This is a genomic window from Ruegeria sp. CDSC002, from assembly GCF_059610905.1.
Window position 1 is genome coordinate 261029 of the sequence record NZ_JBXWOM010000004.1, and the last position, 25282, is coordinate 286310.

Annotated in this window: 25 protein-coding genes and 1 tRNA gene; 13 read left to right on the forward strand and 13 right to left on the reverse strand. The window is 53.3% G+C overall.

Translation table 11 applies throughout. The features are described from left to right. Positions 1–215 precede the first annotated feature (215 nt). The gene (locus AC2FJE_RS09685) at positions 216–497 is read left to right on the forward strand and encodes a hypothetical protein (RefSeq protein ID WP_282169968.1); all 282 of its coding nucleotides are present in this window, start codon (positions 216–218) and stop codon (positions 495–497) included. Positions 498–746: 249 nt separating this feature from the next. Further along, positions 747–1127 (forward strand): hypothetical protein, encoded by a 381-nt coding sequence (locus tag AC2FJE_RS09690; RefSeq protein WP_282169967.1) that lies wholly within the window; start codon positions 747–749, stop codon positions 1125–1127. A gap of 192 nt (positions 1128–1319) precedes the next feature. On the opposite strand, the gene AC2FJE_RS09695 is transcribed toward AC2FJE_RS09690, so the two are convergent. The 5 genes from AC2FJE_RS09695 to AC2FJE_RS09715 all read right to left on the reverse strand — a co-directional run bounded on the left by AC2FJE_RS09695 (position 1320) and on the right by AC2FJE_RS09715 (position 6449). Further along, positions 1320–3860 carry a phage/plasmid primase, P4 family gene (locus AC2FJE_RS09695; RefSeq protein WP_496760899.1) on the reverse strand — a complete coding sequence of 847 codons (2541 nt, stop codon included), beginning with the start codon at positions 3858–3860 and terminating at the stop codon, positions 1320–1322. A gap of 146 nt (positions 3861–4006) precedes the next feature. Continuing rightward, entirely contained in the window at positions 4007–4276 is a 270-nt protein-coding gene (locus AC2FJE_RS09700; RefSeq protein ID WP_170512719.1) for a hypothetical protein, read from the reverse strand. Then, positions 4273–4638, reverse strand: a complete 366-nt coding sequence (locus tag AC2FJE_RS09705; protein ID WP_282169965.1) for a helix-turn-helix transcriptional regulator — start codon at positions 4636–4638, stop codon at positions 4273–4275. The genes AC2FJE_RS09700 and AC2FJE_RS09705 overlap by 4 nt, the downstream gene beginning before the upstream one ends. Before the next feature lie 84 nt (positions 4639–4722). Then, positions 4723–5238 carry a hypothetical protein gene (locus AC2FJE_RS09710; protein WP_496707281.1) on the reverse strand — a complete coding sequence of 172 codons (516 nt, stop codon included), beginning with the start codon at positions 5236–5238 and terminating at the stop codon, positions 4723–4725. Continuing rightward, positions 5235–6449, reverse strand: a complete 1215-nt coding sequence (locus AC2FJE_RS09715) for a tyrosine-type recombinase/integrase (protein WP_282169963.1) — start codon at positions 6447–6449, stop codon at positions 5235–5237. Before AC2FJE_RS09715 ends, AC2FJE_RS09710 begins: the two co-directional genes overlap by 4 nt. A gap of 1262 nt (positions 6450–7711) precedes the next feature. Between AC2FJE_RS09715 and AC2FJE_RS09720 the strand changes: the two genes are divergently transcribed. From AC2FJE_RS09720 to AC2FJE_RS09735, 4 genes are all read left to right on the forward strand, one after another. Beyond that, positions 7712–9148 carry a hypothetical protein gene (locus AC2FJE_RS09720; protein ID WP_496760900.1) on the forward strand — a complete coding sequence of 479 codons (1437 nt, stop codon included), beginning with the start codon at positions 7712–7714 and terminating at the stop codon, positions 9146–9148. Beyond that, entirely contained in the window at positions 9145–9909 is a 765-nt protein-coding gene (locus AC2FJE_RS09725; protein ID WP_496760901.1) for an OmpA family protein, read from the forward strand. The genes AC2FJE_RS09720 and AC2FJE_RS09725 overlap by 4 nt, the downstream gene beginning before the upstream one ends. After that, the gene (locus tag AC2FJE_RS09730; protein WP_496760902.1) at positions 9906–10799 is read left to right on the forward strand and encodes a hypothetical protein; all 894 of its coding nucleotides are present in this window, start codon (positions 9906–9908) and stop codon (positions 10797–10799) included. Before AC2FJE_RS09725 ends, AC2FJE_RS09730 begins: the two co-directional genes overlap by 4 nt. Before the next feature lie 99 nt (positions 10800–10898). Beyond that, complete coding sequence (locus AC2FJE_RS09735; RefSeq protein ID WP_496760903.1) at positions 10899–11519, forward strand: thermonuclease family protein; 621 nt, start codon at positions 10899–10901, stop codon at positions 11517–11519. Positions 11520–12519: 1000 nt separating this feature from the next. On the opposite strand, the gene AC2FJE_RS09740 is transcribed toward AC2FJE_RS09735, so the two are convergent. Then, on the reverse strand, positions 12520–13080 hold the full coding sequence (locus AC2FJE_RS09740; protein WP_496760925.1) for a recombinase family protein: 561 nt from the start codon (positions 13078–13080) through the stop codon (positions 12520–12522). 388 nt (positions 13081–13468) lie between these two features. Between AC2FJE_RS09740 and AC2FJE_RS09745 the strand changes: the two genes are divergently transcribed. Both AC2FJE_RS09745 and AC2FJE_RS09750 read left to right on the forward strand, forming a co-directional pair. Beyond that, positions 13469–14029, forward strand: coding sequence for a hypothetical protein (locus AC2FJE_RS09745; protein ID WP_496760904.1), 561 nt, complete (start codon positions 13469–13471; stop codon positions 14027–14029). A gap of 187 nt (positions 14030–14216) precedes the next feature. Next, the gene (locus AC2FJE_RS09750) at positions 14217–15167 is read left to right on the forward strand and encodes a hypothetical protein (RefSeq protein WP_480798005.1); all 951 of its coding nucleotides are present in this window, start codon (positions 14217–14219) and stop codon (positions 15165–15167) included. Positions 15168–15338: 171 nt separating this feature from the next. Here the strand turns inward: AC2FJE_RS09750 and AC2FJE_RS09755 are convergent, their stop codons facing one another. The 3 genes from AC2FJE_RS09755 to AC2FJE_RS09765 form a co-directional block, all read right to left on the reverse strand. Beyond that, positions 15339–16865, reverse strand: coding sequence for a site-specific integrase (locus tag AC2FJE_RS09755; protein ID WP_496760905.1), 1527 nt, complete (start codon positions 16863–16865; stop codon positions 15339–15341). Between the two features lie 282 nt (positions 16866–17147). After that, positions 17148–17223 (reverse strand) — tRNA-Ala (locus tag AC2FJE_RS09760). Positions 17224–17365: 142 nt separating this feature from the next. After that, positions 17366–17692: a TIGR02300 family protein gene (locus AC2FJE_RS09765; protein ID WP_108861356.1), complete on the reverse strand. Its 327-nt coding sequence runs from the start codon at positions 17690–17692 to the stop codon at positions 17366–17368. Positions 17693–17792: 100 nt separating this feature from the next. Here AC2FJE_RS09765 and AC2FJE_RS09770 point away from each other — a divergent pair, with 100 nt between their 5' ends. The 3 genes from AC2FJE_RS09770 to AC2FJE_RS09780 all read left to right on the forward strand — a co-directional run bounded on the left by AC2FJE_RS09770 (position 17793) and on the right by AC2FJE_RS09780 (position 20405). Continuing rightward, a complete protein-coding gene (locus AC2FJE_RS09770; protein WP_282169961.1) occupies positions 17793–18488 on the forward strand; it encodes a M48 family metallopeptidase in 696 nt (231 codons plus the stop codon). A 30-nt stretch (positions 18489–18518) separates the two neighbouring features. Continuing rightward, positions 18519–19166 (forward strand): GntR family transcriptional regulator, encoded by a 648-nt coding sequence (locus AC2FJE_RS09775; protein WP_058279022.1) that lies wholly within the window; start codon positions 18519–18521, stop codon positions 19164–19166. Positions 19167–19277: 111 nt separating this feature from the next. Continuing rightward, positions 19278–20405, forward strand: a complete 1128-nt coding sequence (locus AC2FJE_RS09780; protein ID WP_282169960.1) for a lytic murein transglycosylase — start codon at positions 19278–19280, stop codon at positions 20403–20405. A 4-nt stretch (positions 20406–20409) separates the two neighbouring features. Here the strand turns inward: AC2FJE_RS09780 and AC2FJE_RS09785 are convergent, their stop codons facing one another. From AC2FJE_RS09785 to AC2FJE_RS09795, 3 genes are all read right to left on the reverse strand, one after another. Next, positions 20410–21372 carry an acetyl-CoA carboxylase carboxyltransferase subunit alpha gene (locus tag AC2FJE_RS09785; RefSeq protein WP_108861352.1) on the reverse strand — a complete coding sequence of 321 codons (963 nt, stop codon included), beginning with the start codon at positions 21370–21372 and terminating at the stop codon, positions 20410–20412. A gap of 101 nt (positions 21373–21473) precedes the next feature. Then, positions 21474–22157, reverse strand: a complete 684-nt coding sequence (locus AC2FJE_RS09790; RefSeq protein WP_282169959.1) for a hypothetical protein — start codon at positions 22155–22157, stop codon at positions 21474–21476. A 223-nt stretch (positions 22158–22380) separates the two neighbouring features. Then, a complete protein-coding gene (locus AC2FJE_RS09795) occupies positions 22381–22977 on the reverse strand; it encodes a LysE family translocator (RefSeq protein WP_109312213.1) in 597 nt (198 codons plus the stop codon). Between the two features lie 73 nt (positions 22978–23050). Here AC2FJE_RS09795 and AC2FJE_RS09800 point away from each other — a divergent pair, with 73 nt between their 5' ends. Continuing rightward, entirely contained in the window at positions 23051–23503 is a 453-nt protein-coding gene (locus tag AC2FJE_RS09800) for an Lrp/AsnC family transcriptional regulator (protein ID WP_058273360.1), read from the forward strand. A gap of 115 nt (positions 23504–23618) precedes the next feature. Then, on the forward strand, positions 23619–24194 hold the full coding sequence (locus AC2FJE_RS09805; RefSeq protein ID WP_282169958.1) for a PA14 domain-containing protein: 576 nt from the start codon (positions 23619–23621) through the stop codon (positions 24192–24194). Positions 24195–24235: 41 nt separating this feature from the next. Here the strand turns inward: AC2FJE_RS09805 and AC2FJE_RS09810 are convergent, their stop codons facing one another. After that, positions 24236–25195 (reverse strand): L-malyl-CoA/beta-methylmalyl-CoA lyase, encoded by a 960-nt coding sequence (locus AC2FJE_RS09810; protein ID WP_496760906.1) that lies wholly within the window; start codon positions 25193–25195, stop codon positions 24236–24238. Positions 25196–25282 lie beyond the last annotated feature (87 nt).

Sequence of the window (25282 nt, forward strand, 5' to 3'; positions counted from 1 at the left end):
AGCGAATAGGACAATCATGACCATCGGACTTTGAGTTGCACGATCACTTTGGCGGCGCAGCGAATGGCTGGATCGGTGGAGCCGCAATGCGGCGAGAACTTTCACGACGAATGACTGCAATGGGCCGGATGCGGCTTCTGGAGCATTTCAGCAGAAGGTCGGGAAAGTCCGCAACTCAGACATCGACGTACCAAAGTTCGCTGCGCTTTGAATGAATGGCCGCTTTTCTTTCTGCGACGCAGCTGGTGACTTCGGCGAATAGTTTGTTGCGCCTGCTTGGTTCAGAGATGGAGCACTTCCGCTTTGGGCTCGAAGCGGTCGTTCGCTGCACTTGGCATGAGCGGCTGATTTTGAGCGCGAAGCAGGCGTTGTTCTTTTTAAACGACGTAGCCGCTTTTTTGTTTTGTCCGCGCTACGCCGCCCGCTCCTTGAAGCTGACAGACTTAGCGATTACATACCAATCGCGGGCGGACAGCCCGCAATTCCCCCAAACATGATAACGCTCGTCTGCCGAGCCTTGCCCGTAAGTCGCGGAAGACCGCCGGGGTATGGACCGCCCGAGACATGCTTGCGACCGGTGCGAATGGTCTGGGTCTAGCGCCGATCCACTGATGAGCCTAAGGCAGGGCGAAACCAACAGCATCCAGAGCGTCACGAAAATTGTGATCACCAACCCCGCCTTGGGGTGGTCGCCGGTGGCAACAGCCAACGGGATGCGCATCAACATGATGAATAGGAGAAATCACATGGAGCAAGATATCCAACTTGAAGCTGCCGCAGCAAGGCACATCGTCTTGATCGCTATGGCCTACTGTGAAGCCCAAACAGCAACGAGCGGCGAGGAAAGCCCGATTGTGCATGACCGGCAGTGGCAGGCCTGCTGTGGTGTCGCTGCGCGTTTCCTGAGCGATCCTGAAGCTATGACACCGCAACTCTGCCACCATGAATGGCGGCTCAGCCAAATGCGGCACAGTCATCCGCAGTTCTGGCCTGCTGCCGCATCTCGCACTTGGGATGAACTCGACCCGATGGACCAGTATGTCGAACGGGCTGGTTTGGCAGCAATGCGTCAGGCACTGGACGAAACTCGGAGGTTCTCGCGGGGTCGCACCGCGGCGCTGCAATGAACGTCGGACGTTGAAAAGCAGCATTATGCTTGATGTGCGCAACAGAACATATACCGACGGACGAGACATAAAACCTCCCAACCTCCCAACCAAACGCCCGACGGGGAAGTTGGGAGGTTTGATTACTTGTCCGCCCATAAAGAACTGGCCGGCCTAGCTCGTTTGGCCTCTTTACAAGCTGTCCCACTTAAATCAGACCGTCTTGAGGATAGCATTTTCGAACCGAGCGCCTTTGCTATTGGGTCCTGGAACGAGACGGGGCTCTACTTGACGCAAGCGTCGCGCGAAACTGTTACGTGCGGGGATGCGGCCTTCTGGAACACCTTCGGCAGCGCACCATTGGCGAAAATCCAGATATAGGTCTGCAACGGTGACGACCTTGTTTGCCCTGATGGATAGTCTTTCTGCCGCCCACGCACGAACTCGGTCCGCATCCCTCATCCACGCCTCCTTGGCGATGCGTGATGTCATGGGATCCGCCATGCGCCGCGTGGTCAAAAGTTCCGCAGCCGCAACCACGACAAGATGTAGTAGAAGATCCGCCTCGTATTCGATTATGCGATCTGCCAATCCCTCGTCGGCCTGCTCTTCAGAATACGCTTTGTCGAAGACCAGAACCTTGAAGCGGCGCTCAACGCCGCTGTCGATCCCCCCGCTAAATGCGGGCAGCTCATTGCAGATGAACACATGCTGCGCCTTGGGACTGAAATAGAACGGTATGCCGTATGGCAGCCGGGCATGACAGATGTCCCCGGTGATGACCTTTTTTAGCGCGTCGCCTGAAAGATCACGATCCGACGTCTCCTCCGCAACGTTCAGCGCGCACCCGCGCAAAACTGAGACGAAGTAGTCTTGTCCCATCTTGGCTGGCGGCACCGACTGAAGTGCATCCGCTGCGATCAATGATGAGATGACCTTGCGCGTGGTACTTTTTCCTGCGCCGCCCGGCCCAATCCAAATAAGGGCCTGCGGGTGTTTCATTTGCGTGCCGATACCAAGTGCCGCTGCGGCGGCTGTCTGCAGGATCAGCTCAATCCGCGCGCTTTTGTCTTGTTCAGCCCTGTCCAAGTCGAACTCAAGGTTTGGAGCCTCGTGCTGCAGCCGCCTCAAAGTCGTTTTAGCTGAGAACAAACCCGTGAGCAGCTTCATCACGTCGCTTCCCAAAAGTCGCTTCTCAGCATCCTGCACTGGCCATACACCACGTACAGCATGCCGAGCCCGGTGCTTGCGAGCATGTGGTTCGAGCCGTGGGACATATTCACCTGTTGCAACGTCTTGTTCGAACAAAACGAACCCGCTTTCACAGGTGATGCCAACAGGCGCACCTTCAAAAAACCCATTGTCATCGCGTTTGGACATGAGAAGCGACTTGACACTCTGCGCCTTACTGGACGTGATCTTGACCTCGCCAATGCCGTTGGACGGCGTAGGGTAAGTGGCACCGTCAAAGCGCGCGATGGCACGCGTAAGCCGATTGTCGTTGAGAGCAGTCCAAAGCTTGCCATCGTAAATCCAAACTGTGCCCTCAGTGATGACAATGCGACCAAAGAGATCTTCTAGGTTTTCCAGCACACGATCGGCAATCTCTTCGTCGCTACCGCGGAGCAGCTGCTCAACGTTGGACCTTCGCTGCCGCGCGTGGATGCGGTCGGCATCATCCACGGCGGCGGCAACAGCCCGACGTCCCATATCCTGGAGCAGATCGTTCAAATCGGCCTTTTCACCAAGGTTTGACGGTACTGTGACGACATGGACCCGTGCATTTGGGTTTTCTGCCGCCAATTCACGCGCGATCTGGCGGCAGTCCTGCGCTTTGTCGCTGTCGGCAATGATCTCAATCCGACCGGCGTTTGCTCCTATCGTTTCGGGGCGGATGGACCCGAGGCACACCCTGATCTCTGCTGGCCCAGCAAACAATCGGGTTAATCCGGTTTCGATACCTTCGGCGATCGCAATTGTGCCTGTACCCAGTTTGTTTTTGATCCGAACTGAACCATCCCCGATGTAGCCTGCGCTCAGTTTGGTCTTCTTGCCGTTCTCGTCGCGTATCGGTTGCCCATTGCGGTTCAGGATTGTGCCCTGCATGCCAACAATATTTCCATCGTCATCCGTAGCCACCGCCACTAGAGCCGGGTTTTTCTTACCACCCGGTTTGCATTGGAAATCTGGAGCATATCGCAAAGCGTCGTGTTCAAGATCGACCCCAACCAATCCACGGATGTTGCGCAAGTATTCTTCGCCGGGTGAGCCGGCTAAAGGACGTGTCTTCGCAACCTGCTCCTGCACCCATGCGATCTTAGCAGCCTTTTCATCAGATGCCGCGCCGGAGCGTGCTCTTTCCTCCGCTTCTCGCTGCACGGCTTGTTCATCAGTTTCTTCACGGTTCTCCGAGGCCGCCTGTTCTCCCGGTTCCGATTGCTTCTGCTTCCGCCGTCCTTCAAAAACCTTTTCGCCAGTTACGGCTTCAATCTCGCGTACAGCAGCGTTGAAGTCGGCAAGGCCTCGTACCTTCATTAGCGCATCGGTCAGCGAAACCCCTTTTTCGGGCAGGCACGTGCAAAAAATACGATTAGCGTCTGCATCGTAGCGAAATGAAGGGTTCTTATCTTCATGGTCAGGAAACGGGCAGCGCTGATGCTTTTTTCCAGTTTGTGGTTTGGCACCAATGGCGGCGAGGATTTTGTCCGCGTGTGATTCCTCGACGATGCGGAGACGCTCGGTCAAATTTTTCATTGGTCCCCTCATTACCGCCACCGCTGTGTTTCGGTCCGGTATGCTGCAGATTTTGCCTGCATACTTTGTTCCTTTCCTTGGTCTAGGGAGAGCAACAATCATCACTGGCCCCGTTGCGCTCTCCGTGCGGCGGGGTTTCTCCATTCCTATTCCGCTGCCAGATCGGGCGTGTCGATCTTCACAAGCCGCCAGTCGATACCCGCCGCAATTGCGCGGACATGTTCAGCGCGCCAAAAATGCTGGCGACCAATCTGGATGGGTTCCGGCGCATCGCCGCTGTCCACCATACGCAACCACGTGCTTGGCGATCCGGGGAACATGCCCAACGCACCGCTGTGGGTGGAAAGCTGTTTCAGTGTGACGTTCCCTGTTTTCGGGAAGCTGTCGGGGTGGATAGGCATACGGGCGACACTCATGCGGACGCCTGCGTCTGAGGTTCTTCGCCATTGGCTTTTTCAATTGCAGCCCGTGACCGCTTGAAGAAACCTTTCTCCATCATTTCCTGGCCCAGCTTCTCTGCCTTCTTGGCCTCAAGGCCTTCGTAGCTACGAATGATGTCACGGGGATCGTGATCGCCACCAGCTTCTATCCAATTGGTGATGTCGCTGCCGAGATACCGGATTTGTCCCGTGGGAAGGTTCATGAATTTCGGGCCGAGATGGTACTCGCGCCAGTGGTCCAACAGATAGAACTCGTCGTCGCTGAGACCGAGCAGCGCCGCCAGATACCGCTGATCATAAAGACGGTGTGGAACGGGCACTTCGATGTGATCTGACATTGCTAGCCTCCTACAAAAAGATACTGGCAATTCAGATAATGAAAGCAGGGGGGTAAGAACAAACGTTCTAATTTACCCCCCTGATCAGGTGGGTGAGAACACCCCAAGAATGACGTCTTCAACCGTCATTTGGTTGTGTATTCGAGACACTCTTTCAGTGAGTTTCCGGATCATTTCCTGCGCGGCAAAGTTCAGATTGAGGCGGTAGTTCTGATCACTGATATCTGGAGCTTTCAGCGTGGCTTTATGCCACTTGACTACATCGTCACGATCAATCTGCATTACATTTGCAATCAGAGTTCGCGCTTTTTCCACGTTATAGCCTTGCTGATCGATCAGGTACATGACGCCACCCGCAACGCCGCCTTGAAAACCGATTTCCATCGGGTCTTTCGCAGCATTGCCAGCATTCGCTTTGTGCATTGCAGTTGTGCGATCTCTCAGGTGCTTGTCCAGCGCTGGTGACACTATTTCTTCCTGCTCGCGCAAAACATCCAGAATGTCATGCAAGTCGAGAACGTAGGACCATTCGCCAGATTTCACGCGCTCGTTTAAACGTCCACGCAACCAGTCGAAATCTTTTAATACCGTGTCACTCACAACTTTGCCCCCGCAATCAACGGCACCACGATAGCACCGCCCTCCTGAAGCTGAACCAGAAACTGCGAATAAGCTTCCATCATAACGCGGCGCTGGGCGAGGAACGATGTGCGGTCATATGCGCGGCCATGCTGTTCCTTCGATGCGTGGGATAACTGTGCCTCTGCCAGTTTCTCGTCGAACCCGAGATGCTCGGTCACCAATGTGCGCAGCGTTGCCCGCAGGCCATGTGCGTCGGTCTCTCCATCAAACCCGATCCTGCGGATCATGTTCATTGTGGCCGGTTCAGAAACAGGTCCGTTCTCGCTGGCGAATACGTACTCGCGGTGGCCATTGAGCTTGTACATCTCGTTGAGGATTTTGATCACCGCGTCCGTCAGGGGTATGGCGAGCGTGATACCTGTCTTGGTGACAGGGTTGTTCCAGACCCGCTCGCCCATGTTGATGTCCGCCCATCGCATTTTGCGCACCTCACCGGCCCTCTGACCTGTATGTGCGATAATCTGCACCAGAGGTTTGCCCAAAGTGTGATGCGGCCAAGCGTCCAGCGCCTGCAGAAACAGCGCCAGACGTTCTGGCTCAACGATGGCTGGGTGGTGCTTCTTCGGCTGGGGCTTGAACCTGTCGATCACGTTTGCTCCCGGCACGACAGAGATCAAGCCTTCGGCCTCCGCATAGCCTAGAACTTGCCGCAGGATGCGAATGACCCGGCGTGCAGTCTCATGCGATCCACGATCCGCGATCTTGAGCGCAACGGCCTTGATATCGACTGCCGTGATATCCGCGACCACTACAGCCCCCAACAGAGGGATGGCATCCTTTTCGATCCGGTTGCGGGCGCGGACATAAGTCTTCTCTGCCCAGTGTGGACGCTCCTCTGCCAGCCATGCGCGTGCGACACCGGCGAAGGTGGTGTCCGTCAGACCTGACCGAGCCTGTACCCCTGCGCGCATCTCCGCCACGTCGGGGTTGATATTGGTGTCAAGCAAGTTCCTCTGCGCCTCGACGCGCTGGCGCGCGTCCTTGAGGCCGACAGAGGGATAGGAGCCCAAGCTCATCTCACGCTGCTTACCATCGACCCTATAGCGCCAGACCCATGTCCTGCCGCCTTTCGGGTGAACGATCAGCGTCAGGCCACCGCCATCTGCCAGCTTGATCTTCTTGTAGCCGGGTTTCGCAGCCTTGATTTGTTTGTCTGTAAGTTTGGTCATCTTGCATACTTTCTCACTGGCGAACCCCACACAGACCCCCACAATGGGTATTCTGGCAGAGCCCAAGTTTCCTTGGGGGTGAGAAAGACTGGCACGTCAAAAGCCTTATTTACAAAGCCGTGTGACTGCGAGTGAATTCGAACTGAGGAGAAAAATGGTGGAGCCTAGGGGAAACGCCGCCGAACGCCTAATGCACTGATAGTAAACACTATTGTGGTGTGTTGGTTTGTAGTGTGTCTCACCTTAGTGTCACACTTATAGGTACGCAATCCTCAGCACCCAATTGACTATGACCTAAACGCAGGACTTCTTCATTGTACTGTTTACATTCGGCACGGTACTCATTGATAGGTGTATTGATATGGAGCGATGCGCATGAAACGGACTGCGACTGCCTTTGGGTTGATGCTTGCGACCACATCACTAGCAAGTGCGGATGAGGGAAAATACCAAACCCTCATGTTGTCCGGTATCTTATTGGTTCAAACCAACACAGAAACTGGTCAAATGCGAATGTGTCGGGTGGACCCTAAGTTAGTGGTCTCTGCAGATCCAGTGGAGTTGTCTGCACCTGAGTGTGGGCAATGGAGTTCACCAGATAAGTAGGAGCAGTCATAGTGGAGACAATTGTTGCTATTGTAGCAAGCGCCTTTGCACTGGCTTTTGTGATTTGGCTCTGGATCATCGTGCCTATGAATATGGCGCAGAACCGAAACCGGTCTGGTCTGATCTGGGTGCTCATCTCCATCGTAGGGTCACCGTTGTTAGCAATTCTTCTATTGTATGCTTTGGGTGATGCACCATCTGCGTAAGAGGCCTAGCATTCAAAACAGACTGTTCTCTATTGGTGTGTAGTTTGAGAGTTAGGCAGTGGTGATGCCCTCTAGAGAGTAAACTGCATCCAGTTTGCGCAAACCAAATTTTGTTTGGCTGAAATTGTTATAACTTTGGCAAGAATTCGAAAGGCGACAGCCTGAGAAATTACTAAGTCCACATTGGTTTTCAAGCCTTTAGATATCAAAGCAATGTAGATCGGAAAAACCCCACGTCGAAGTCACGGCAGAGGTCCTGATCACTACGCTTTGTTCATACCAAGTGTAGGTATCGGAGTGCTCTAGGATGGTTCAAATTCTGACATTCGCAAGAGTTGATCTCACTCAAGGTTTGCAACCCAAGGCCACCATAGAACGCGGCTGAACTTTTTGGGTGCCACGGACAGACAGTTTGTCGTCCGATAAAAAATAGGAAGTTTGGGAATAGAAATGGATGAAATTCTTCGCATCTACTCTTCGATAGTTGAAGATGAGATTGCCTACTTGTTTTCCGCAGCAATTGTTATGTGGCTCGGAGCGGCGATACTTTTTTTGTTTGTGCCTGGCCTGAACAAGAGCCGGTTCGGTGGCAGTCTTGTTGCTATTACACCAAACAGCTTAGCGACATTAGGTGTTTTGGGAACCTTCACGGGTATTCTCATCGGTCTGCTCGATTTTGACGTGCAGAGTATCGATGAAAGCGTTCCTAGCCTGTTGGCTGGTCTCAAGATTGCGTTCACAACGAGTATTGTTGGCATTGCTGCGTCGATCTTGTTCAGGTTAGTCCGAACAGTTGCACCTTCCAAGGCGGAAACAGCTGACGCAACACCGGAAGACATATTCTCAGTTCTGCAAGAAATCCGAGACGACGGCCGTAAGAGTGCCGATGCCTCACGAGAGCAAATGCAACAACTTCGTAATGCCATTTCCTCAGATGGTGACAGCAGCCTCTTGACGCAGGTCCAAAAGCTGAGAACCACGCTTCATGATGGACAGACTGAGCTCATCAAAGAGTTCCGTGAGTTTTCCGAGCACATGGTTGAAAATAACCAAAAAGCCATTGTCCAGGCGCTCGAAGAGGTAATTCGGGATTTCAATCAGAACCTTACTGAGCAGTTTGGTGAGAACTTTAAGGAACTCAACTCTGCCGTCGCTTCCATGGTTGAGTGGCAAAACAAGTATCGGGAACACGTGGACAGTCTTCAAGATCGTCTGGAGGCGGCAGTAAGGTCGATCGAAGCTACTCAACTAGCACTGTCCAAAGTAGAAGAGCATTCAGCCAGCATTCCGCAAGCAATTGAAAAACTAGAGCCTGCGCTTACGGGCATAAATACGCAATCAGAAGTGTTGCAAGTGAACTTAGATGCAGTTTCTCAGCTTAGAGATAAAGCCATCGAAGCGTTCCCGGTAATTGAAGCAAATCTGGAAAAGATAACCTCGGATCTTGGTGCCAGCGTTAGTGATGCTGTCGCAAAGTCTCAGGCTTCGCTTGCAGAAAGCCAGAGTAGCTTTGATAAAATTTCAATTGGGTATGGCACCCTCCTCACGAGTGCGGAGGAGGCGCAAGGGGCAATCTCCAAAGGTGTCAGTGACGCAATGACCCAAATGAACGAAAGGGCTTCGCAAGAGTTCAATCGACATGGGGAACTTATTGAGGCTGCTGCGGGGGAGGCTCAAAAGGCCATTCAAGAGGCATGGACGTCCAGCTCCGAGAAGATCAATCAACAGTTCGCGGATTTTGATCAACAGATGCAGCAAGAACTGCAGAGGTCGTTGGAGTTACTCGGCAGTAATCTCGCTTCGCTGTCCGAGAAGTTCGTTTCTGACTATTCGCCGTTGACTGAGCAACTTCGCACGCTGGTCAACGCAAGCAGAGTTAGCGCATGAACGATTTTTTTGGGATGTCCAAAACGGACGACGAGGGCGACTGGCTTTCTGTCTCAGACTTGATGGCTGGTCTGATGGTGATTTTCCTTTTCATCGCCGTCGTATTCATTCGGCCGCTTCAAGAGCAAAACAACGAACTAGAGTTGCAAAAAGAGCAACTAGAGGAGCAAAAAAGGCAATTAGAGGAACAAAAACAGAGTATCGCTCAAATTGCGCTGACATGGCAGGATACTGAAACCAAAATTTTTGATAAACTGGTCGAAGAATTTAAGACCGATTTGCCGCTATGGAATGCCGAGATTGAGAAAGAAACACTTCTCATTCGGTTCAACGCACCGGAAGTTTTGTTCTCCGAAGGTCAATCAAATATCCGAGCGAAGTTTAGAGAGATCCTTTCCGACTTTTTCCCGCGCTATGTCGAGGTTCTCTCAGAGTTTAGGCCAGCGATCGAAGAGATTCGGATTGAGGGTCACACATCGTCTGAGTGGAATAGTGCGTCACCTGAACAAGCCTACTACAACAACATGGCTCTGTCGCAAGCACGAACCAGAGAAGTTCTTAGCTTTGCTCTGACGCTGCCAAACGTGGCCGAGGAACGAGATTGGTTGCAGTCTCTGCTAACAGCCAATGGTCTTTCTTCAAGCCGACTAGTGCTGGACGAATTCGGCTTGGAAGATCCAAGTCTTTCACGCCGCGTCGAATTTAGGGTCCGAACAAAGGCGCGCTCAGAAATTGTTAAAATACTCGAGGAAGTGCAATGAAGCTCGACTTGGACTTCACAGAGTTAGTTCGCCTTCGCTCAACAATGGGGGCGGGCCAATCTTCTTGGACGCCTAAAACTGGTCCTCTCGATCCCCGAGAAGAGATCAGAATTCAACTCCAGTCTGGGATTGAAATCACACTTGATGACGTGACGCGTGGTCCTGGTGGATTGCTTACTTATAAAGGCGAGCAGGTCATCCTTTACATTAAGGACACTCGAGCCGACCGCTATACGCTGGAACATGAGCCTGAGAAATCGCGCCGTTTTCATGTTGCAGAATGTGAAACGCTGGACACAATGCGGCATGCAGGACGTTTCGAGCGGTATGTGGTCACTAATCGAATGGACGGGCTTTTTCTTGTCGATTGGTTCGAGAAAGATAGTGGTGAAAGAGGCGAGACAGAAGCAGCCCTCAAAGTCTGTAAGAACTGTTTAAAAGCGATCAATTGGCGTGGGTATGAACAACCGAACGATAGGCTCGAGCTGGAGAATGGGGGATCCCAATCAAAGGCTGAAATTTGGCGAGAGTTTCAGATTAGCCAGTTCCTTCTAGAGTTTTCAACTTTCTTTCACGATAAACCTTCGCGAAGGGATTTGACTGCCGAACCCAATGTCTACGTCGACGACTGGGCAGCGATCTCTAAGAGAACTAGGCGTGGGAAAAACTGGACTTGCGAGGCATGCGGCGTAAACCTCAGGTCGGCACCCCATATATTGCACTGCCATCACAAGAGTGGCGTCGTAACCGATAACACATTGGAGAACCTAGAAGTTCTTTGTGCAATCGATCATGCAAAGCAGCCGGGCCACGGGCACATGAAAGTTCCCACAAGGGAAAGGAACGAAATAGCTAAACTACGGCTCGAGCAAGGTCTGCAAGCAGGCTGAACAATGCGCTGGGTCACCTCACTCTTAATCGTAAAGTGGGATGCGCCCGACGGCTGCGTTGCATGCACTTTGAAGTAAAACGTTAGAAGGTTCGATTCTATGGAAGTTTTGTTACTGCTGATTGTCGTCGTAGTGGCTGTACTGCTCATTGCGCGTAGCAAACGACAGCCTGACAAAAGTACTATGCGTACACGACAGGAAACCTCGGACTTGAAGCCAAGGTTGGGTGCGTCGCCTTCCCAGAATACAAGTCGGCCATCACGTTTCGATGCAGGCGATGTAGTACGGAAACCCTCCGCAAACGTATTGGAAGGCTCAGCCTATGTTGTGGACGGTGACACGATAAAAATAAAAAAAACACAGGTGCGTTTGTTTGGCGTGGATGCGCCCGAGATTAACCACCCTTACGGCAAGAAGGCCAAGTGGGCTTTAGTATCGCTATGCAAAGGCCAAAAGGTAAGGGCAGTGGTTACGGCTGAGGATACCCATGGTCGTACGGTGGCGAAGTGCTACCTTGAGGATGGGCGTGACTTGTCTGCTGAAATGGTCAAGCTGGGGATGGCGATAGATTGGCCAAAGTTCTCTGATGGGAAGTACAAAAGCCTAGAGGTGCCGGGTGCGCGTAAGAAGCTCTGGCTGGCTGACGCGCGGCAAAAGGGCCGTATTAAGGTCTGGGAACAATTCGAAGCCAAACAAGCACAACGCAATCAGAACAAGTAAGACCTTGCACTCTCTAGCGGCGTTGGTGTGGGTCGATAGTACGGTCGCTCATCGGTCAGAAAGGCGTTCGCCAGCATCTGGTTTAGATCGTATAGGTTGATAGCCCGAGATGCTCTTTGCAGCCGACAAATGCGTTCAACGCCACACATTACATCTTCACATCTTCCGATAGAAGGTCTCTCAATTGTAGTTCCCAGTGTATAGAACCAGTCGGTGTCAGCAGTGCTGTTCTGTACCCGGTGCAGCCTCTTCGATTTAGTTGTTAGACTACTTATGCTGGTACGTCTTTAACCGCAAAATAAAACCAGATGAAATGACAAAATTAATATAAAGCAGATAGATAAGATTTTCTAGTTAGGTGTATGTACCAAGTATACTAGTCTTTACACTGATACTGACTAACCATCCAGCGCACTAAGCATATCGGTGTATAGTATTACTGTTGGTATGATGTGTTATGTGTATATACACGCTGTATACTGTTACGTATCTACTACTGATGAATATCAAGTGAATATACATATAGTGTGTATTTTAAGTAGAGCCATTTGTGTATTATATGCATATACACAATAACTCGTCTATATAGGTATAGTGCAGTATATACTATGAACTTATTCTACTGATGTATATACAATGTATAATGTACAGCTACTTTTTCTATCATCGGATCATATCTAATCTTTAACCTTGCAGAGGCAGACAGATCACACATTCGGAAACGTGTATCTGTCCTCAATCTTGTGGAAATCTAACGGGTAGACGGATGAGTCATGCAAAACGATGAATGCATCCATCTGTTTGTTCACAAGAGGGAGGGTTAAGCAAAGCGCGAGTATTTCTGTTCCTTCCCTCATAAGAAGAAGGGGCTAGAAATCCCCGAATTGAACCTTAGAAGATTGCCGAATAGCAAAGAAGACAGATGATCCGGCACGAGTGTACATCTACTCCAGTTCAGATTGGCGCCAGTCTAGCCTGCCAACAACTCAGGTAGCAGCGATCAACCTTGGCCAGCATTGAGTATCCGGTAAACCGATGCGCGGCTGATGCCGAGGCCTTGTGCAATCTTGGTAGCGCCGATGCCTTCACCTGCCAGAGCACGCACCTCGTCCGACTTTGCCAATGCGGTTGGTTTGCGTCCTTTGTACTTTCCGGCAGCTTTGGCCTTGGCAATTCCTTCACGCTGACGTTCCAGCATAATCTCACGCTCAAACTCGGCCACGCTTCCCAGCAGGTTCAACATTAGCTTGCCTTGGGCAGTGGAAGTGTCGAGACTTAACCCCAAGATCGTTAGGTGCGCTCCGACGACGTCAAGCTGGCTGCGGATTTCCATCAGGTGGGCCATAGAGCGCGCCAGGCGGTCCAGTTTGGTGACTACTAGGTGATCACCCTCTCGGATGAAGTTGAGCGCATCTGTGAGCTTCTCACGCGCTCTGACATCGACTGAAGATACCTGTTCGGTGAATACCTTCTGGCACCCGGCCTTTTCCAGTTCCCTTAGTTGAGCATCAAGCCCAGCCGTTTGATCCAAAGTGGAAGTCCTAGCATAGCCAACAAACATCATCTGTTCCGTCTCTCAAAGCTCTAGATATTGAGATACATGCTGTCTCAAAAGTCAAAATCAATATTTGTGAGACACAATTTTGCGCATGTGCTAGTTGTGTCGCTGGGGCAGGGCTTAGTGAAACACAGGGATCAAACCAAAAGGTTCTAAATGAATGCTGACCTACCCCTAGGGGGAATTCTACCTGCCTTGAATGATAGATACGGGCTCGGAAAAATTTGCCGAAAATTCGGAAGAAAATTCGGCCGACACAATGGACATTGATGCGATATGGAGCGAATGACTGTCCTGAGTTCAAACTGCCGGTTGCTGCAATACATTCCAACATCGGTTTGAAGCGGTTGCCGAAAGCTGCACTTTTGGCTCTTTGGAATGGATTGGATTGATGCCATTTATATTTGTCGAACTCGGATGTAGCATCTTCGGGGATTTCAAGGCTGGCGATAATGCCGGTTACAACTCTCAGCTTCTGTGTGATTTGGTGGATGCGAACGAAGACGGTAAGTTCAACAAACCTATTCTGCTTCAGGCGGCCTCATTAATTGAGGTCGCTGCCATTCAAGTCTTCTACCGAGCGCGAAACTACAATCTTGAAGGCGTACCGAATGTGTCGGAAGAAGATCGGCAAGAGATTGAAGGTAAGCAAATCGATAAGTTTGCCGTTGTTATCGACAACCTACGAAAATATCGCATCTTGGATGGAATGGGTGCGGACACTTATGACGACCTGCACAAGCTTCGAAAATACCGGAACAAAATCCACATCCAATCGGACGTCAATATTCCGAACGTTCACCGTGACGAATATCGAGTTTTCACGAATGCTAAGACACGTTGGGCGGTAGATTTAAATTGGCGAGTGCTATCGCACCTTGCCGATCACTATTCTCGACCAAAGCATATTCAAGGATTTGTCCAGCCGCTTCGGTTGCCCAAGTTAGCTTGATCTTGACCTTAGCAAAAGGCGAACGAACTACCTTCAGCCCGCGCGATGAAATTAGTCGAGACGCTATATGGATGTTTATATTCTAGCTGCTCTACCTTATGTTGTGAGTAGTCCATACAATTAGAGACAGAGGGATGCTGCGACGCCCCTTGCTATTGGATCGCAACCGGTTTGATGAGGCATTGGAATGACGGACTGCGTAGATAACGTACCAGAGGTGGTAGAGGAGCAGGTGCCGCAACAGCCACCTTTACCAGCGGAACAGCCGGTCCGCGTGCCATTGTATAGACGTGACCTGCACCCGACTAATCTCGTATTGTCGGCGGAGGACTTGAAGGAGTTCTGCGAGCTTCTGGCAGACGCGAACGAGAAATCAAAGCAAATCGAGTTTGGCGCTTTAGATATCAGTGCATTTGAAAGCTCCGAGCACGCTCAGGTTCGCATCAACGAGTTAATGCCTATCGATTATGAATACGTGGCAGGAAATGGCGATTCCGTGCGTGGGCTTGGAATCCCCAAAACTGAGGAACGAACCTTTCCTGATGATCTGGTTTCGCTGTTTGTGTCGAATTCGACTTATGCCCAAAGGGCCATCGACAATCGTCCAATGAATACAGTGAATGCGTTCATCTGTTTTGAGAAACCCAGCTTAAAGATCGACTTGCAAACTCTTCCTTCAAACCCAACCGAGAACCGCAGTGTGATCAATGTTGAAGGACGGGATGAGGATTGGGTGATTTCAACCGCTCAAAAGATCGAGGATTTCTTCAAGTCGCGAAAGGCGACGCGCCCCATCATCCATGGGTCTGGTGCGTACGACTACCTCATTTACCTGCTCGTTCTGCCGGTATTGGTCTGGATTATCTACAAGAACGATAATCTGATCAGCGGTTTAGTTGGTGGCAAGTCCATTTTTTTGAACGTTATTCTCGGGATTTATGGCCTTCTGCTGTCGCTTCTAATTGCGCGATTTGTTTTCCAGTATGCGCGATGGCTGTTTCCCCCAATGGAGTACTACAAACGCAACAGATGGCCGGCATTCGTTCATCGTGGCATCGCAGGGTTTGTGGCACTAACGATTGCGGGCGCCGCGATCACGGATGTTGCTGCTTCGATTTGGTCTTCTATTGCTCCTTAGACCCAAGGACTTGAGGTCGTGGAGTTTGGTGCTGATGTCTCTTAGATCTCGAGCGCCAGTCTCTTTCTCCATGTAGTATCAATTTATCAACGCAGAGAGAGGCTGGATGCCGCCTTTTGGAGAGTTAGTAAGGCGATGCGTCTTGGTTAAGAATTACTGCGCGTAATCAAGCTATCGGTAAACCTTGATGTGCTCTAAACGCAATTCTCTATACCCAATCTTGCGAATAGCCTTGTTCAGCAGTGGCAATGGTACATTCCCGTCGCCATAACGCCCTGCCATACCGGGCAACGCATGACCTAAGAGGATGTCATTGATGTCAGGTTGTACACCAGCATGGCGGCAAGCATCTTTGAAGTTATGGCGGAATGAGTGGAACGAGGTCTTGAGCGTCTTCACGCCAATTCTGTCGATGTAGCGGTTAAAGTCTTTGCTTGCCTGATCTGAGTAGTAGCCTGTCGCTCCCAGCTTTAGTTCATGGAATATCCGCTCGTGGCCTGCCCGTCGCTGAGCCTGTACGAAGCGGAGGAAGCCAAGCCGGACTAACTCGGGGTGTATGGGAACAAGTCTGCTTTTGCCGAACTTGACGCGCTGGTCTTCGTCGCCCTCTTGGATCCGAACTAGGGGTATGCCCTCTTCTTGGTCGATGTCTTCAACGCTCAACTGGCACAACTCGTTCAGTCGTGCGCCAGTCCATAGGCCAAGCAGCGGAAGCCAATACCAACTGGTATTGCTCAGGTCTGTATCTCCCTGCACTGTCCGGAACCGCCTCGATTTACACCCTGTGTATAGGGGGCTGTTGAAGATGGTCTGCAGTTGCTCTTTGCTGAACGGGTCGTGTTGGTTTCTGGCATTGTTGTTGTCAGATATCTTCATCGGCCCAAAGATGTCTGCAACCTCTTCATCCAACTGCTTATCAGCCCACTTCCATATCCCCTGCAGCCTTCCCAAGGCCTTGTTGACTGTACTTACGGATAGCGTTGGCAGGCCGTGGTCTTTAGCTGCTTGTACGGCTTCTCTAGGCGTTAGGCCAATCGTTTGCGGTAGTTTATTCCTGTTGCTTGGAAGCTCAATTAGGACATTCTTAAAGTCGCGTGCGTCTGCTTTCTTGTAATCTAGAACCGCACGGTCGCCTTGCAGTTCTATGAAGAGGTCTGTCCAAGCCTGATAGTCGTTCAGCAGCTTGGCTGACCATTGTCCTGTCTGTTCCGCCTCAGCTTTTCTCTCGGCAAACAGGAGGGACAGTAGCGGGCCAGAAGCCGCCTCTGAAGGCTTCTTTGAAACTTTTACTGAGGTCGCGCCGGAACTAGCTTGAGCGCTTTCAGCGGGGCTCACAGGAGCGCTGGGCGGCTCATCAAAATCGTACTTCTCGAAGGTCTTATTATGTTCCAGCATGGTCTTGGCTAACGCCAATTGAGCTTTCTTGATTTCACCTAAGATAAGAAAAGCGTCTTCACGCGACTTGGGCTGTTTGACTCCTGTGCCGTTACAAAACTTATCAAGTTCTGAACGGGCATGTTCTCTGCCAAGCAATTCCCAGTAGTCTTCATTATCCGCCTCATGAAGACGGATGGCGTCGGCGATGCGTTCCTTCTCTAGCTCGGTATAGGGGCCGAGTTCATACCTACGTGCCTTTGCTTTCTTTAGTACTTCTGTGAAGTGCTCGTGCACCTTTGTGCGCAGTTCGCCGTGGTTCATGCCCGATGCTTCTATGTGCTTTGCTATTGTGTCGCCGCACACTGCAAGACGCCTTGCCAGAGTACCAGCCTCTTTAGGGCATCTTGTACGCAAAGACACCCGAAGGGTCCTACGTGTGGTGCTTGGTCTAGTGTGGGGTTTTGGTTTTGTGTCGGGCAGTGGCCAACGGAAGTAGTAGATGCCATGTCGGGACAGTGAAAGATACGCATGCAGCTTCATTTTGTGTCACACCTGTGTGTCCCACCGCTATAATGCTTGCTATCTAGTTGTATTGTTAGGTTTTGGTGGAGCCTAGGGGAGTCGAACCCCTGACCTCTTGCATGCCATGCAAGCGCTCTCCCAACTGAGCTAAGGCCCCTTCCAGGTACCGCTGTAGCGGTGGACGGACGTTTATGAGACGACGGCAATGAGCGCAAGTCCAAAAATGGATTATGCGGAAAAGATTCTGCCTCGCATCCGGGGGTAGTTTGAGGCGGCGCAACGGCCGCCCCGGACCGGTTTTAGCTTTCTTCTTCTGCTGGCATATCGGTGATTTCGTCCAGCGAAACGTCGTCACTGCTGTCGTCATCATCATCCAGCAGATCATCGTCCAGCTCGACGTCGACACTGTCGTCATCGTCCAGAACCAGATCTTCTTCCGACGCATTTTCGCGTGCTTTTGCCGACGCGGCATCTTCCGCATCTGCGGCGATCATCCGGCTCTTGCCGGTTTCAAGCTCCACGATCTCGCCGGTGTAGGGGCTGACGATCGGGTTCTTGTTCAGGTCGTAAAACCGCTTACCGGTGGTCGGGCAAACGCGTTTTACACCCCATTCTTCCTTGGGCATTTCAGATCCCCTTGATATCAGGTGAGTCGTAGTAATGATTCAGGTCACGTGCCACATGCAGCGGGCACTGTCAAAGCCTTTGAGCAGGAGAAACAGGCACATGGGGGACCACGCATTGCCCGGAAAACCGCCGGTGCCGCTTACGCTGCGCAAATCGGCCAGGGCGCGGCGTATCAGCTTGCGAATTTCTCAATTGGATGGGCGGGTTACACTGACCTACCCTAAAGGTGTCGCAGAATCCGAGGCGCTGAATTTCGCCAAGGTCAAGGAAAACTGGATCCGTGAGCATCTTGAGGACAGACCCAACCCATTGTCCGTGGGATTCGGGCAATCAATCCCCATTGAAGGCAAAGATAGGCGAATCGTACCGGCAGAGGGCCGACGCGTTCTGCTGCGGGACGCAGAGGTTGCAATCCCCAAAGGGGCCGAAGCCCGACGATTGGCACGGTTCCTAAAGGAACTGGCGAGAGATCGCCTGACCGAAGCCTGCGACGATTATGCGGCAATGCTGGGCCGACCTTATTCCAGCCTGACCTTGCGCGATACGCGGTCTCGTTGGGGATCTTGCAGTTCAGCTGGTGGTCTGATGTTTTCGTGGCGCCTGATCCTCGCGCCATCGGACATCCTTCATTATGTCGCCGCGCATGAGGTCGCACATCTGGCCGAAATGAACCATTCCTCCGCGTTCTGGGCGCAGGTCGAGCGCCTGTTTGGTGACTGCAAAGCCCAAAGGCGCTGGCTGCGCGACAACGGGGCGCAGCTTCACCAGTATAGATTTGATAGCGCGACGAGTTGACCGCGCGGCAATTTGTGATCACATGGGGATATGTTAAGCGCTCGCCCAACCGACACCCAACCCGCAGCTCATGATCTGGTCTATCGAGCCCTGCGCTCACGTATTATGCACGGCGACATAGCGCCCGGGCAGGCGTTGACCCTGCGCGGCATCGGCAAGGAATTTGATGTCTCAATGACGCCTGCGCGCGAAGCGGTGCGGCGACTGGTGGCCGAAGGGGCGCTGTTCCTGTCTTCTTCGGGTCGGGTGTCCACGCCCGAGCTGACCAATGACCGTATCGAAGAGCTGGCAGCCCTGCGTGCACTGCTAGAAGTCGAACTGGCCAGTCGCGCATTGCCCCGTGCACATATGGCCCTGATCGACCGATTGCAGAGCATCAACATGACCGTCGCGGAAATGGTCACCAAACGGGATGCCGTCGGTTACATCCGGTCGAACCTGGAATTCCATCGCACGCTGTATCTGCGTGCTCAGGCTCCGGCGATGCTGGCCATTGTGGAAACGGTATGGCTTCAGCTAGGGCCAACAATGCGGGCGCTCTATGGGCGGTTGCGGCGGACAGAACCGCCGCATTATCACAAGCTGATCATCGCTGCGTTGAAGGCGGGGGATGAGCCCGGATTGAGGCTGGCTGTACGGTCGGATGTGACGCAGGGGCTGCGGATGCTGGTCAGTTAAGCGGCTTGTCGCCGAAGTGATCGGGTTGCCGTTTCCAAGCACCGCAGAACTAGCTTGCGCACCTGGTCTGCGATACTCTGACCCAAATCACAACAAGAGCAGATTTCAGACATGATCAATCGACGCCTATTTTCAGTTGGACTTGGGTCAACGTTTTTGGCCGCCTGTTCCGGTGGCACGCCAACCAGCGCCCCGGCAACGCGGATGCGGGCCGTCCCCAACGCAGGCTATGACGCCTGGGTTGCCGGCTTTAAGTCCCGCGCGGCCTCGCAAGGTATTTCTCAAACCACCATCAACCGGGCCTTTCAGGGGGCGGGGTACCTGCCGGGCGTGATCGAACGAGATCGCAATCAGGTCGAATTCAAACGCTCGCTTGAGGATTATCTGGCGATTGCAGCTTCTGATGAAAGGATCGCAACCGGCAAGCAGATGCTGGTGCGCCATGCAGGAACCCTGTCAGAGATCGAGGCAAAGTACGGCGTCGATAAAGAGGTTATCGTTGCCGTCTGGGGCCTGGAAAGCCGTTATGGATCTCGCCGGGGGGACGTGCCGGTGGTGTCGGCAGTGTCGACCCTGGCTTATGACGGCCGTCGCGGCGCGTTTTTTGAAAAACAGCTGATCGCTGCCCTGAAGATCATTCAAGAGGGCGATACAACGCCCGCGAACATGACCGGCAGCTGGGCCGGGGCGATGGGGCATACGCAGTTCATCCCGACGTCTTACTTGGCTTATGCGGTGGATTTCACCGGTGATGGCCGTCGGGACATCTGGTCCGAGGATCCCGCGGACTCTTTGGCCTCGACCGCCGCCTATCTGGCGCGGGCTGGCTGGGTGCGCGGACAGCCATGGGGTGGCGAAGCTGGCACTGTTTCGGGAACACCTGTCGCGGTGTTACAGCCGCAAACGCCGGGGCCGCGCATTGCGGTGTTCCGCAATTTCCAGGTGATCAAGCGCTATAATAACTCGGACAGCTACGCGATCGGCGTTGGACATTTGTCTGACCGGATCGCTGGTGGTGCGCCATTTCAGGCCTCGTTCGGGCCCGATGAGACCGGGTTGACGCTTGAGGATCGCAAAGAGCTGCAGCGCCGCCTGACATCCGCAGGGTACGACACGCAGGGCGCGGATGGGGTTATCGGCAACAACACGAAATCTGCCATCAGCGCGTATCAACGCGCCAGTGGCTTGGCCGTAACCGGGGAACCTTCGGCGGCTTTGTTGCGCCAGCTCGGTGGCTGACGCTTTAGGCCGCCAACCCCTTCGAGCCGATATCCAGGAATTTTTGACGGCGGTCCTTGATAAGGGCTGCCGCATCCTTGCCATCCAGCTCTTTCAGCATAGCAGCAATAGCGCCGCGTACAGAGTCGACCGTTGCGGCGCGGTCGCGATGCGCGCCGCCCTTGGGTTCGGTGATGATGTGATCGCAGACGCCCAGCTTTTGCAGGTCTTGTGCGGTCAGGCGCAGGGCTTCGGCGGCCTCACGCATTTTCTCCGAGTCTTTCCACAAGATCGACGCGCAGCCTTCGGGCGAGATCACCGAATAGACCGAATGTTCCAGCATTGCGACGCGGTTTGCCGTGGCAAACGCTACTGCGCCGCCTGAACCACCTTCGCCGATGATCACAGACACCAAGGGCACGCCGATCTTCAGGCACATCTCGGTCGACCGTGCGATGGCCTCGGACTGGCCGCGTTCCTCGGCACCTTTGCCTGGATATGCGCCGGCCGTGTCGATCAGGGTGATGACAGGCAGACCGAAACGTCCGGCCATTTCCATCAGGCGCACAGCCTTGCGATACCCCTCGGGTCGGGCCATGCCGAAATTTCGTTCAATCCGCGATTTGGTATCCGAGCCTTTTTCGTGTCCGATCACCATGACAGGCTGATCATCGAAACGCGCCAGACCGCCGATCACAGCCAGATCGTCAGCAAAGTTGCGATCACCAGCCAGTGGCGTGAATTCAGTAAACAGCTCGGCTACGTAATCCTGGCAATGGGGGCGTTCGGGGTGACGTGCGACCTGACATTTCCGCCATGGGGTCAGATCGCCATAAAGCTCATCCAGCAACTTGGCGGCCTTGGCATCCAGCGCGGCGGCTTCTTCGGCCACGTCCATCTCTTCGTTGGCGCGGGCCAGCGCGCGCAATTCCTCGGCCTTGCCTTCGATCTCGGCCAGGGGTTTTTCGAAATCCAGATACTGGGTCATGACGCCTCTCAACGCGGAAGTTCATTGCTATATGAACTTGCTGTCAGAGGAATGCAACACAAGGTAAAGCGGGGCGTGGTTCGGGGTCACGCCGGTTTAGGTCACTGGACGGGTACATAGCTGGACGGCAGGCCGTCATCGTCTGCGTTCACCATGTAGTACTGGTTTTCGCCGCCGTCCCAGACCAGAAATGCGTCCGCGCCTTCCGGTTTAGTCTGTTCACCCCATGGCGCTTGGATAGTCAGGGCTTCACCTGTTGCATAACCCAGATCAGACATGCGCAGCATTTCCACCGGGGTCGTTTTGAGCGCTCCGACTATGCCTGGAGTTTGGTCTTCGAACATCGCCTTGACCGCAGGGGCCATATCCAGCCGCTCGATCAAGCGTGTGTTTTTGGCTGCGACATCGTCCAACGAAACAAGCTCGTATGCGGCATCATAAGTGCTCTTGCCGATGATGTAGAAGTCCGGGCCATCCTTGCGGAACTGCAGCGCAATGATCGAGCCGACGTTCTCGGTCAGGTAAGCCTGATCGTAACTGGTGCCATCAACCGAACCGAGGTTTTCGCGGATCGCGTCGGGGATGGCGTCGAAGTCATCGCTGGTCAGCTGCCAACCCAGGATTGGGCGATCCTTGATATAGGCTTCGGGCGCCGGGTTATGCTGGCTGACACGTTCAGAAATCATGGTTTGTGTCTGGACGTCATCGGCCTGCGCAATAGCCGGAATTGTGGCAAGGATGGCGGCAAACAGGACTTGGCGGAGCGGGCGAGATGGATTGTTCATATCGGTCCTCATTTACCATGTTAGAAAGTCTGTTGGTCTCGTGAGTTATACGCCCAGTGTAACATTCTTACGTGTGTGGTCCGATGTGAATTCAGTAAGATTTGTAGCTGCGGAATATGAATCCGCAGGTAGGCAAATAGAAAGGATGCCGATGAAGACCGCGTTCTGAGTGTTTTGGCCCACAGTCATGGAAATCAGGCTGAAGACCTGCCGCTGAAATTGCTCAGTTCGGGTATAGAACCGGGTAGAGCGAGCCGACGAGCAAAGCCGCCATTGTCCAGTTGAACACCATCAACCGGCGCGGGTTCGTCAGGATGCGCGCCATTTGCTGGCCCAGAACGGTCCATGTGCTGACCGAGGGCAGATTGACTGCTCCGAAAACAAGGGCCACCACAATGATCGCCTGAAGGGTCTGATCAGGTGTGTAGGCGGTTGTGGCTGTCAGGGCCATGGCCCAGGCCTTTGGGTTGACCCACTGAAAGGCTGCTGCCTGCAGGAACGTCATCGGCGTGCCTGTCGTGTTTTGCCCCTTCGCCGGGGCGGCATGTGCGATTTTCCAAGCAAGGAACAGAAGATATGCAACAGAGGCGAATTTCAGCACCGTGTAGCTGATCGGATATCTGTCGAATAGCTGCACCAGCCCGGTGCCGACCAATAGTACCATGAAGGTAAACCCAAGCCCGATCCCCAGCATGTGCGGGATGCTCTTGCGAAATCCGAAATTGGCCCCAGACGCCATCAGCATCAGGTTGTTGGGTCCAGGTGTAATGGACGAGACAAAAGCAAAGGCGATCAGGGCCAGAAGGATATCGTAGGTCATAAGTTGGATAATTGCTGCAAACCGAACAAATGAAATTGCGTTTTAATGCGCGATCTCGTTAATATCACAATCAATGGCGAAAATTGACCACATAAATCAGCAAATATTGCGAGAACTTTCGCAAGACGGCCGCATCAGTAATCTGGATCTGGCGGACCGGGTGGGGTTGTCTCCTTCTGCCTGCCTGCGCCGCGTGCAGGAGCTTGAGCGTTCGGGTGTAATCTCGGGCTACCGCGCAGTCCTGAACCCATCCGAGATTGGTGTCGGATTCGTCGCCTATATCGGCGTTGGGCTGGGTGAACACACCAAAGCCGCACAGGAAGGGTTCGAACGCGCCCTTCAACGTGTGCCGGAAGTGGTCGAATGCCACAATATCACGGGGACCATCGAATACCTGTTGCGCGTGGAATGCGCGGACTTACCTTCGTACAAGACATTCCACACCGAAGTTCTGGGAACACTGCCGCATGTGACGTCGATCACGTCTTATGTGGTGATGGATTCACCCAAAGATATGCGCGCCTGACGTTGGAATTGTGATCTTCAACCGGCTTGCCGGGTGAATTTTCACAGCCTAGTGTCTTCTCAAGGACCTGATCGAAGGGGAACAACCCCAACAGGCCACACACAGGGAGAAGATAATGAAATTTGTTCGCATTGGAGCGCTGATAGCAGCTGCGGCGTTTATCGCCAGTTCAGCAGTGGCCGCGCCGCTCAAATTGCAGCCCGCCAGTCCGCAACCCAATCCAAAAGCGGGATTGAATGTAAAATATGTGGGAACTGGTACGCAGCGCAAAATCCGCAACCTCACTCATGCCAAGCAGTTGTTGCCTAAGGCTCAGCCGGGGCAGCCGCTGATCGGTTTGGATTATAGGGATACAAACGAGGGCGAGGATGTTTTGACATTCGACCACCACTATAACGTCGCTGCAGAAATCACCGGTTACATGCGCTTTGACTCACCGGGGGTTTACGAGTTGGAGACATGGTCAAACGATGGAATCGATGCCTGGGTTGGCGGGCAGCAGATCGGCAAAGTCAATAGTATTCAGGGGTGTGAGGCCAATCAACGAACCGAAGTAGAGGTGCCGAAGGCGGGTTGGTATCCGCTGAAGATAATCTATTTTCAGAAGCTCGGTACATCTTGCCTGATGATGAAATCAGGAAAGAAAGGTGAGCGTTTTACATGGACGCCTAACGACGTCTTTGGCCGTTAGGCCCAAATAAGGCGCCCCTAAGGGCGCCTTATTCAATTAGATCAGTTCGCGGCAATCAATTCGGCCTGCGCCACGATCACCTCGGCCTGTTTGATCGAGGCGATGTCGACCAGACGGCCTTTGTAAACGGTTGCGCCTTCGCCATTGGCTTTGGCCTGCTCCATCGCAGCCAGGATTTCGCGTGCCTCGGACACGGCTTCATCCGACGGGGTGAAGACCTGGTTGGCCAACGCGATCTGCTTGGGGTGAATGGCCCATTTTCCGACCATGCCCAGGGTAGCCGAACGTTTTGCCTGGGCGATGTAACCTTCGTCGTCTGAGAAGTCGCCAAAGGGTCCGTCCACGGGCAGAACGCCATGTGTCCGGCATGCAGCAACAATGGCAGCCTGCGCCCAATGCCACGGGTCGGACCAGTGTTTTTCGCCTTCGCGCAGCATGTAATAGTTTTCTTGCGTGCCGCCGATACCGGTGGTCTGCATCCCCATCGAGGCTGCAAAATCTGCTGCACCCAGGCTCATCGCTTGCATGCGCGGAGACGAGGCCGCGATCTCTTCGACATGGGCAACGCCAGCTGCGGATTCGATGATGACCTCAAAGCTTACGGGCTTTGTACGGCCCTTGGCGCGCTCGATGGCGGTGACCAGCGCGTCTACGGCGTAGACATCTGCCGCGCAGCCGACCTTGGGGATCATGATCTGATCCAGCCGGTCGCCGGCTTGTTCCAGCAGGTCCACCACATCGCGGTACCAATAGGGTGTGTCCAGTCCGTTGATGCGCACGGACATGTATTTGTTGCCCCAATCGACGGTCTTCAGCGCTTCGATCACATTTGCGCGCGCGGCGTCCTTGTCCGACGGCGCGACCGAGTCCTCAAGGTCGAGGTTGATTACGTCTGCGGCCGACGCGGCCATTTTCGGGAACAGCTTGGTGTTTGATCCCGGTCCGAACAACTGGCAACGGTTGGGGCGCGCGGGGGCGGCGGGTTGGATGCGAAAGCTCATCTGGACCTCGTGCGAGAAAGGAAATTACGATTTTCTTGCCTCATGGGGTATTAAATTGCGCAAGCCATAGCAAGCATCTTTGTGCAG

What these genes read in the sequence shown, in the direction of transcription:
- AC2FJE_RS09775 (WP_058279022.1), top strand. Translation starts at nt 18,519, where the DNA reads ATGTTAAGCGCTCGCCCAACCGACACCCAACCCGCAGCTCATGATCTG.
- AC2FJE_RS09715 (WP_282169963.1), bottom strand. Translation starts at nt 6,449, where the DNA reads ATGACCAAACTTACAGACAAACAAATCAAGGCTGCGAAACCCGGCTAC.
- AC2FJE_RS09755 (WP_496760905.1), bottom strand. Translation starts at nt 16,865, where the DNA reads ATGAACCACGGCGAACTGCGCACAAAGGTGCACGAGCACTTCACAGAA.
- AC2FJE_RS09770 (WP_282169961.1), top strand. Translation starts at nt 17,793, where the DNA reads ATGGGGGACCACGCATTGCCCGGAAAACCGCCGGTGCCGCTTACGCTG.
- AC2FJE_RS09725 (WP_496760901.1), top strand. Translation starts at nt 9,145, where the DNA reads ATGAACGATTTTTTTGGGATGTCCAAAACGGACGACGAGGGCGACTGG.
- AC2FJE_RS09805 (WP_282169958.1), top strand. Translation starts at nt 23,619, where the DNA reads ATGAAATTTGTTCGCATTGGAGCGCTGATAGCAGCTGCGGCGTTTATC.
- AC2FJE_RS09765 (WP_108861356.1), bottom strand. Translation starts at nt 17,692, where the DNA reads ATGCCCAAGGAAGAATGGGGTGTAAAACGCGTTTGCCCGACCACCGGT.
- AC2FJE_RS09735 (WP_496760903.1), top strand. Translation starts at nt 10,899, where the DNA reads ATGGAAGTTTTGTTACTGCTGATTGTCGTCGTAGTGGCTGTACTGCTC.
- AC2FJE_RS09795 (WP_109312213.1), bottom strand. Translation starts at nt 22,977, where the DNA reads ATGACCTACGATATCCTTCTGGCCCTGATCGCCTTTGCTTTTGTCTCG.
- AC2FJE_RS09685 (WP_282169968.1), top strand. Translation starts at nt 216, where the DNA reads ATGGCCGCTTTTCTTTCTGCGACGCAGCTGGTGACTTCGGCGAATAGT.
- AC2FJE_RS09800 (WP_058273360.1), top strand. Translation starts at nt 23,051, where the DNA reads ATGGCGAAAATTGACCACATAAATCAGCAAATATTGCGAGAACTTTCG.
- AC2FJE_RS09700 (WP_170512719.1), bottom strand. Translation starts at nt 4,276, where the DNA reads ATGAGTGTCGCCCGTATGCCTATCCACCCCGACAGCTTCCCGAAAACA.
- AC2FJE_RS09730 (WP_496760902.1), top strand. Translation starts at nt 9,906, where the DNA reads ATGAAGCTCGACTTGGACTTCACAGAGTTAGTTCGCCTTCGCTCAACA.
- AC2FJE_RS09690 (WP_282169967.1), top strand. Translation starts at nt 747, where the DNA reads ATGGAGCAAGATATCCAACTTGAAGCTGCCGCAGCAAGGCACATCGTC.
- AC2FJE_RS09790 (WP_282169959.1), bottom strand. Translation starts at nt 22,157, where the DNA reads ATGAACAATCCATCTCGCCCGCTCCGCCAAGTCCTGTTTGCCGCCATC.
- AC2FJE_RS09810 (WP_496760906.1), bottom strand. Translation starts at nt 25,195, where the DNA reads ATGAGCTTTCGCATCCAACCCGCCGCCCCCGCGCGCCCCAACCGTTGC.
- AC2FJE_RS09705 (WP_282169965.1), bottom strand. Translation starts at nt 4,638, where the DNA reads ATGTCAGATCACATCGAAGTGCCCGTTCCACACCGTCTTTATGATCAG.
- AC2FJE_RS09740 (WP_496760925.1), bottom strand. Translation starts at nt 13,080, where the DNA reads ATGTTTGTTGGCTATGCTAGGACTTCCACTTTGGATCAAACGGCTGGG.
- AC2FJE_RS09720 (WP_496760900.1), top strand. Translation starts at nt 7,712, where the DNA reads ATGGATGAAATTCTTCGCATCTACTCTTCGATAGTTGAAGATGAGATT.
- AC2FJE_RS09745 (WP_496760904.1), top strand. Translation starts at nt 13,469, where the DNA reads ATGCCATTTATATTTGTCGAACTCGGATGTAGCATCTTCGGGGATTTC.
- AC2FJE_RS09695 (WP_496760899.1), bottom strand. Translation starts at nt 3,860, where the DNA reads ATGAAAAATTTGACCGAGCGTCTCCGCATCGTCGAGGAATCACACGCG.
- AC2FJE_RS09750 (WP_480798005.1), top strand. Translation starts at nt 14,217, where the DNA reads ATGACGGACTGCGTAGATAACGTACCAGAGGTGGTAGAGGAGCAGGTG.
- AC2FJE_RS09785 (WP_108861352.1), bottom strand. Translation starts at nt 21,372, where the DNA reads ATGACCCAGTATCTGGATTTCGAAAAACCCCTGGCCGAGATCGAAGGC.
- AC2FJE_RS09780 (WP_282169960.1), top strand. Translation starts at nt 19,278, where the DNA reads ATGATCAATCGACGCCTATTTTCAGTTGGACTTGGGTCAACGTTTTTG.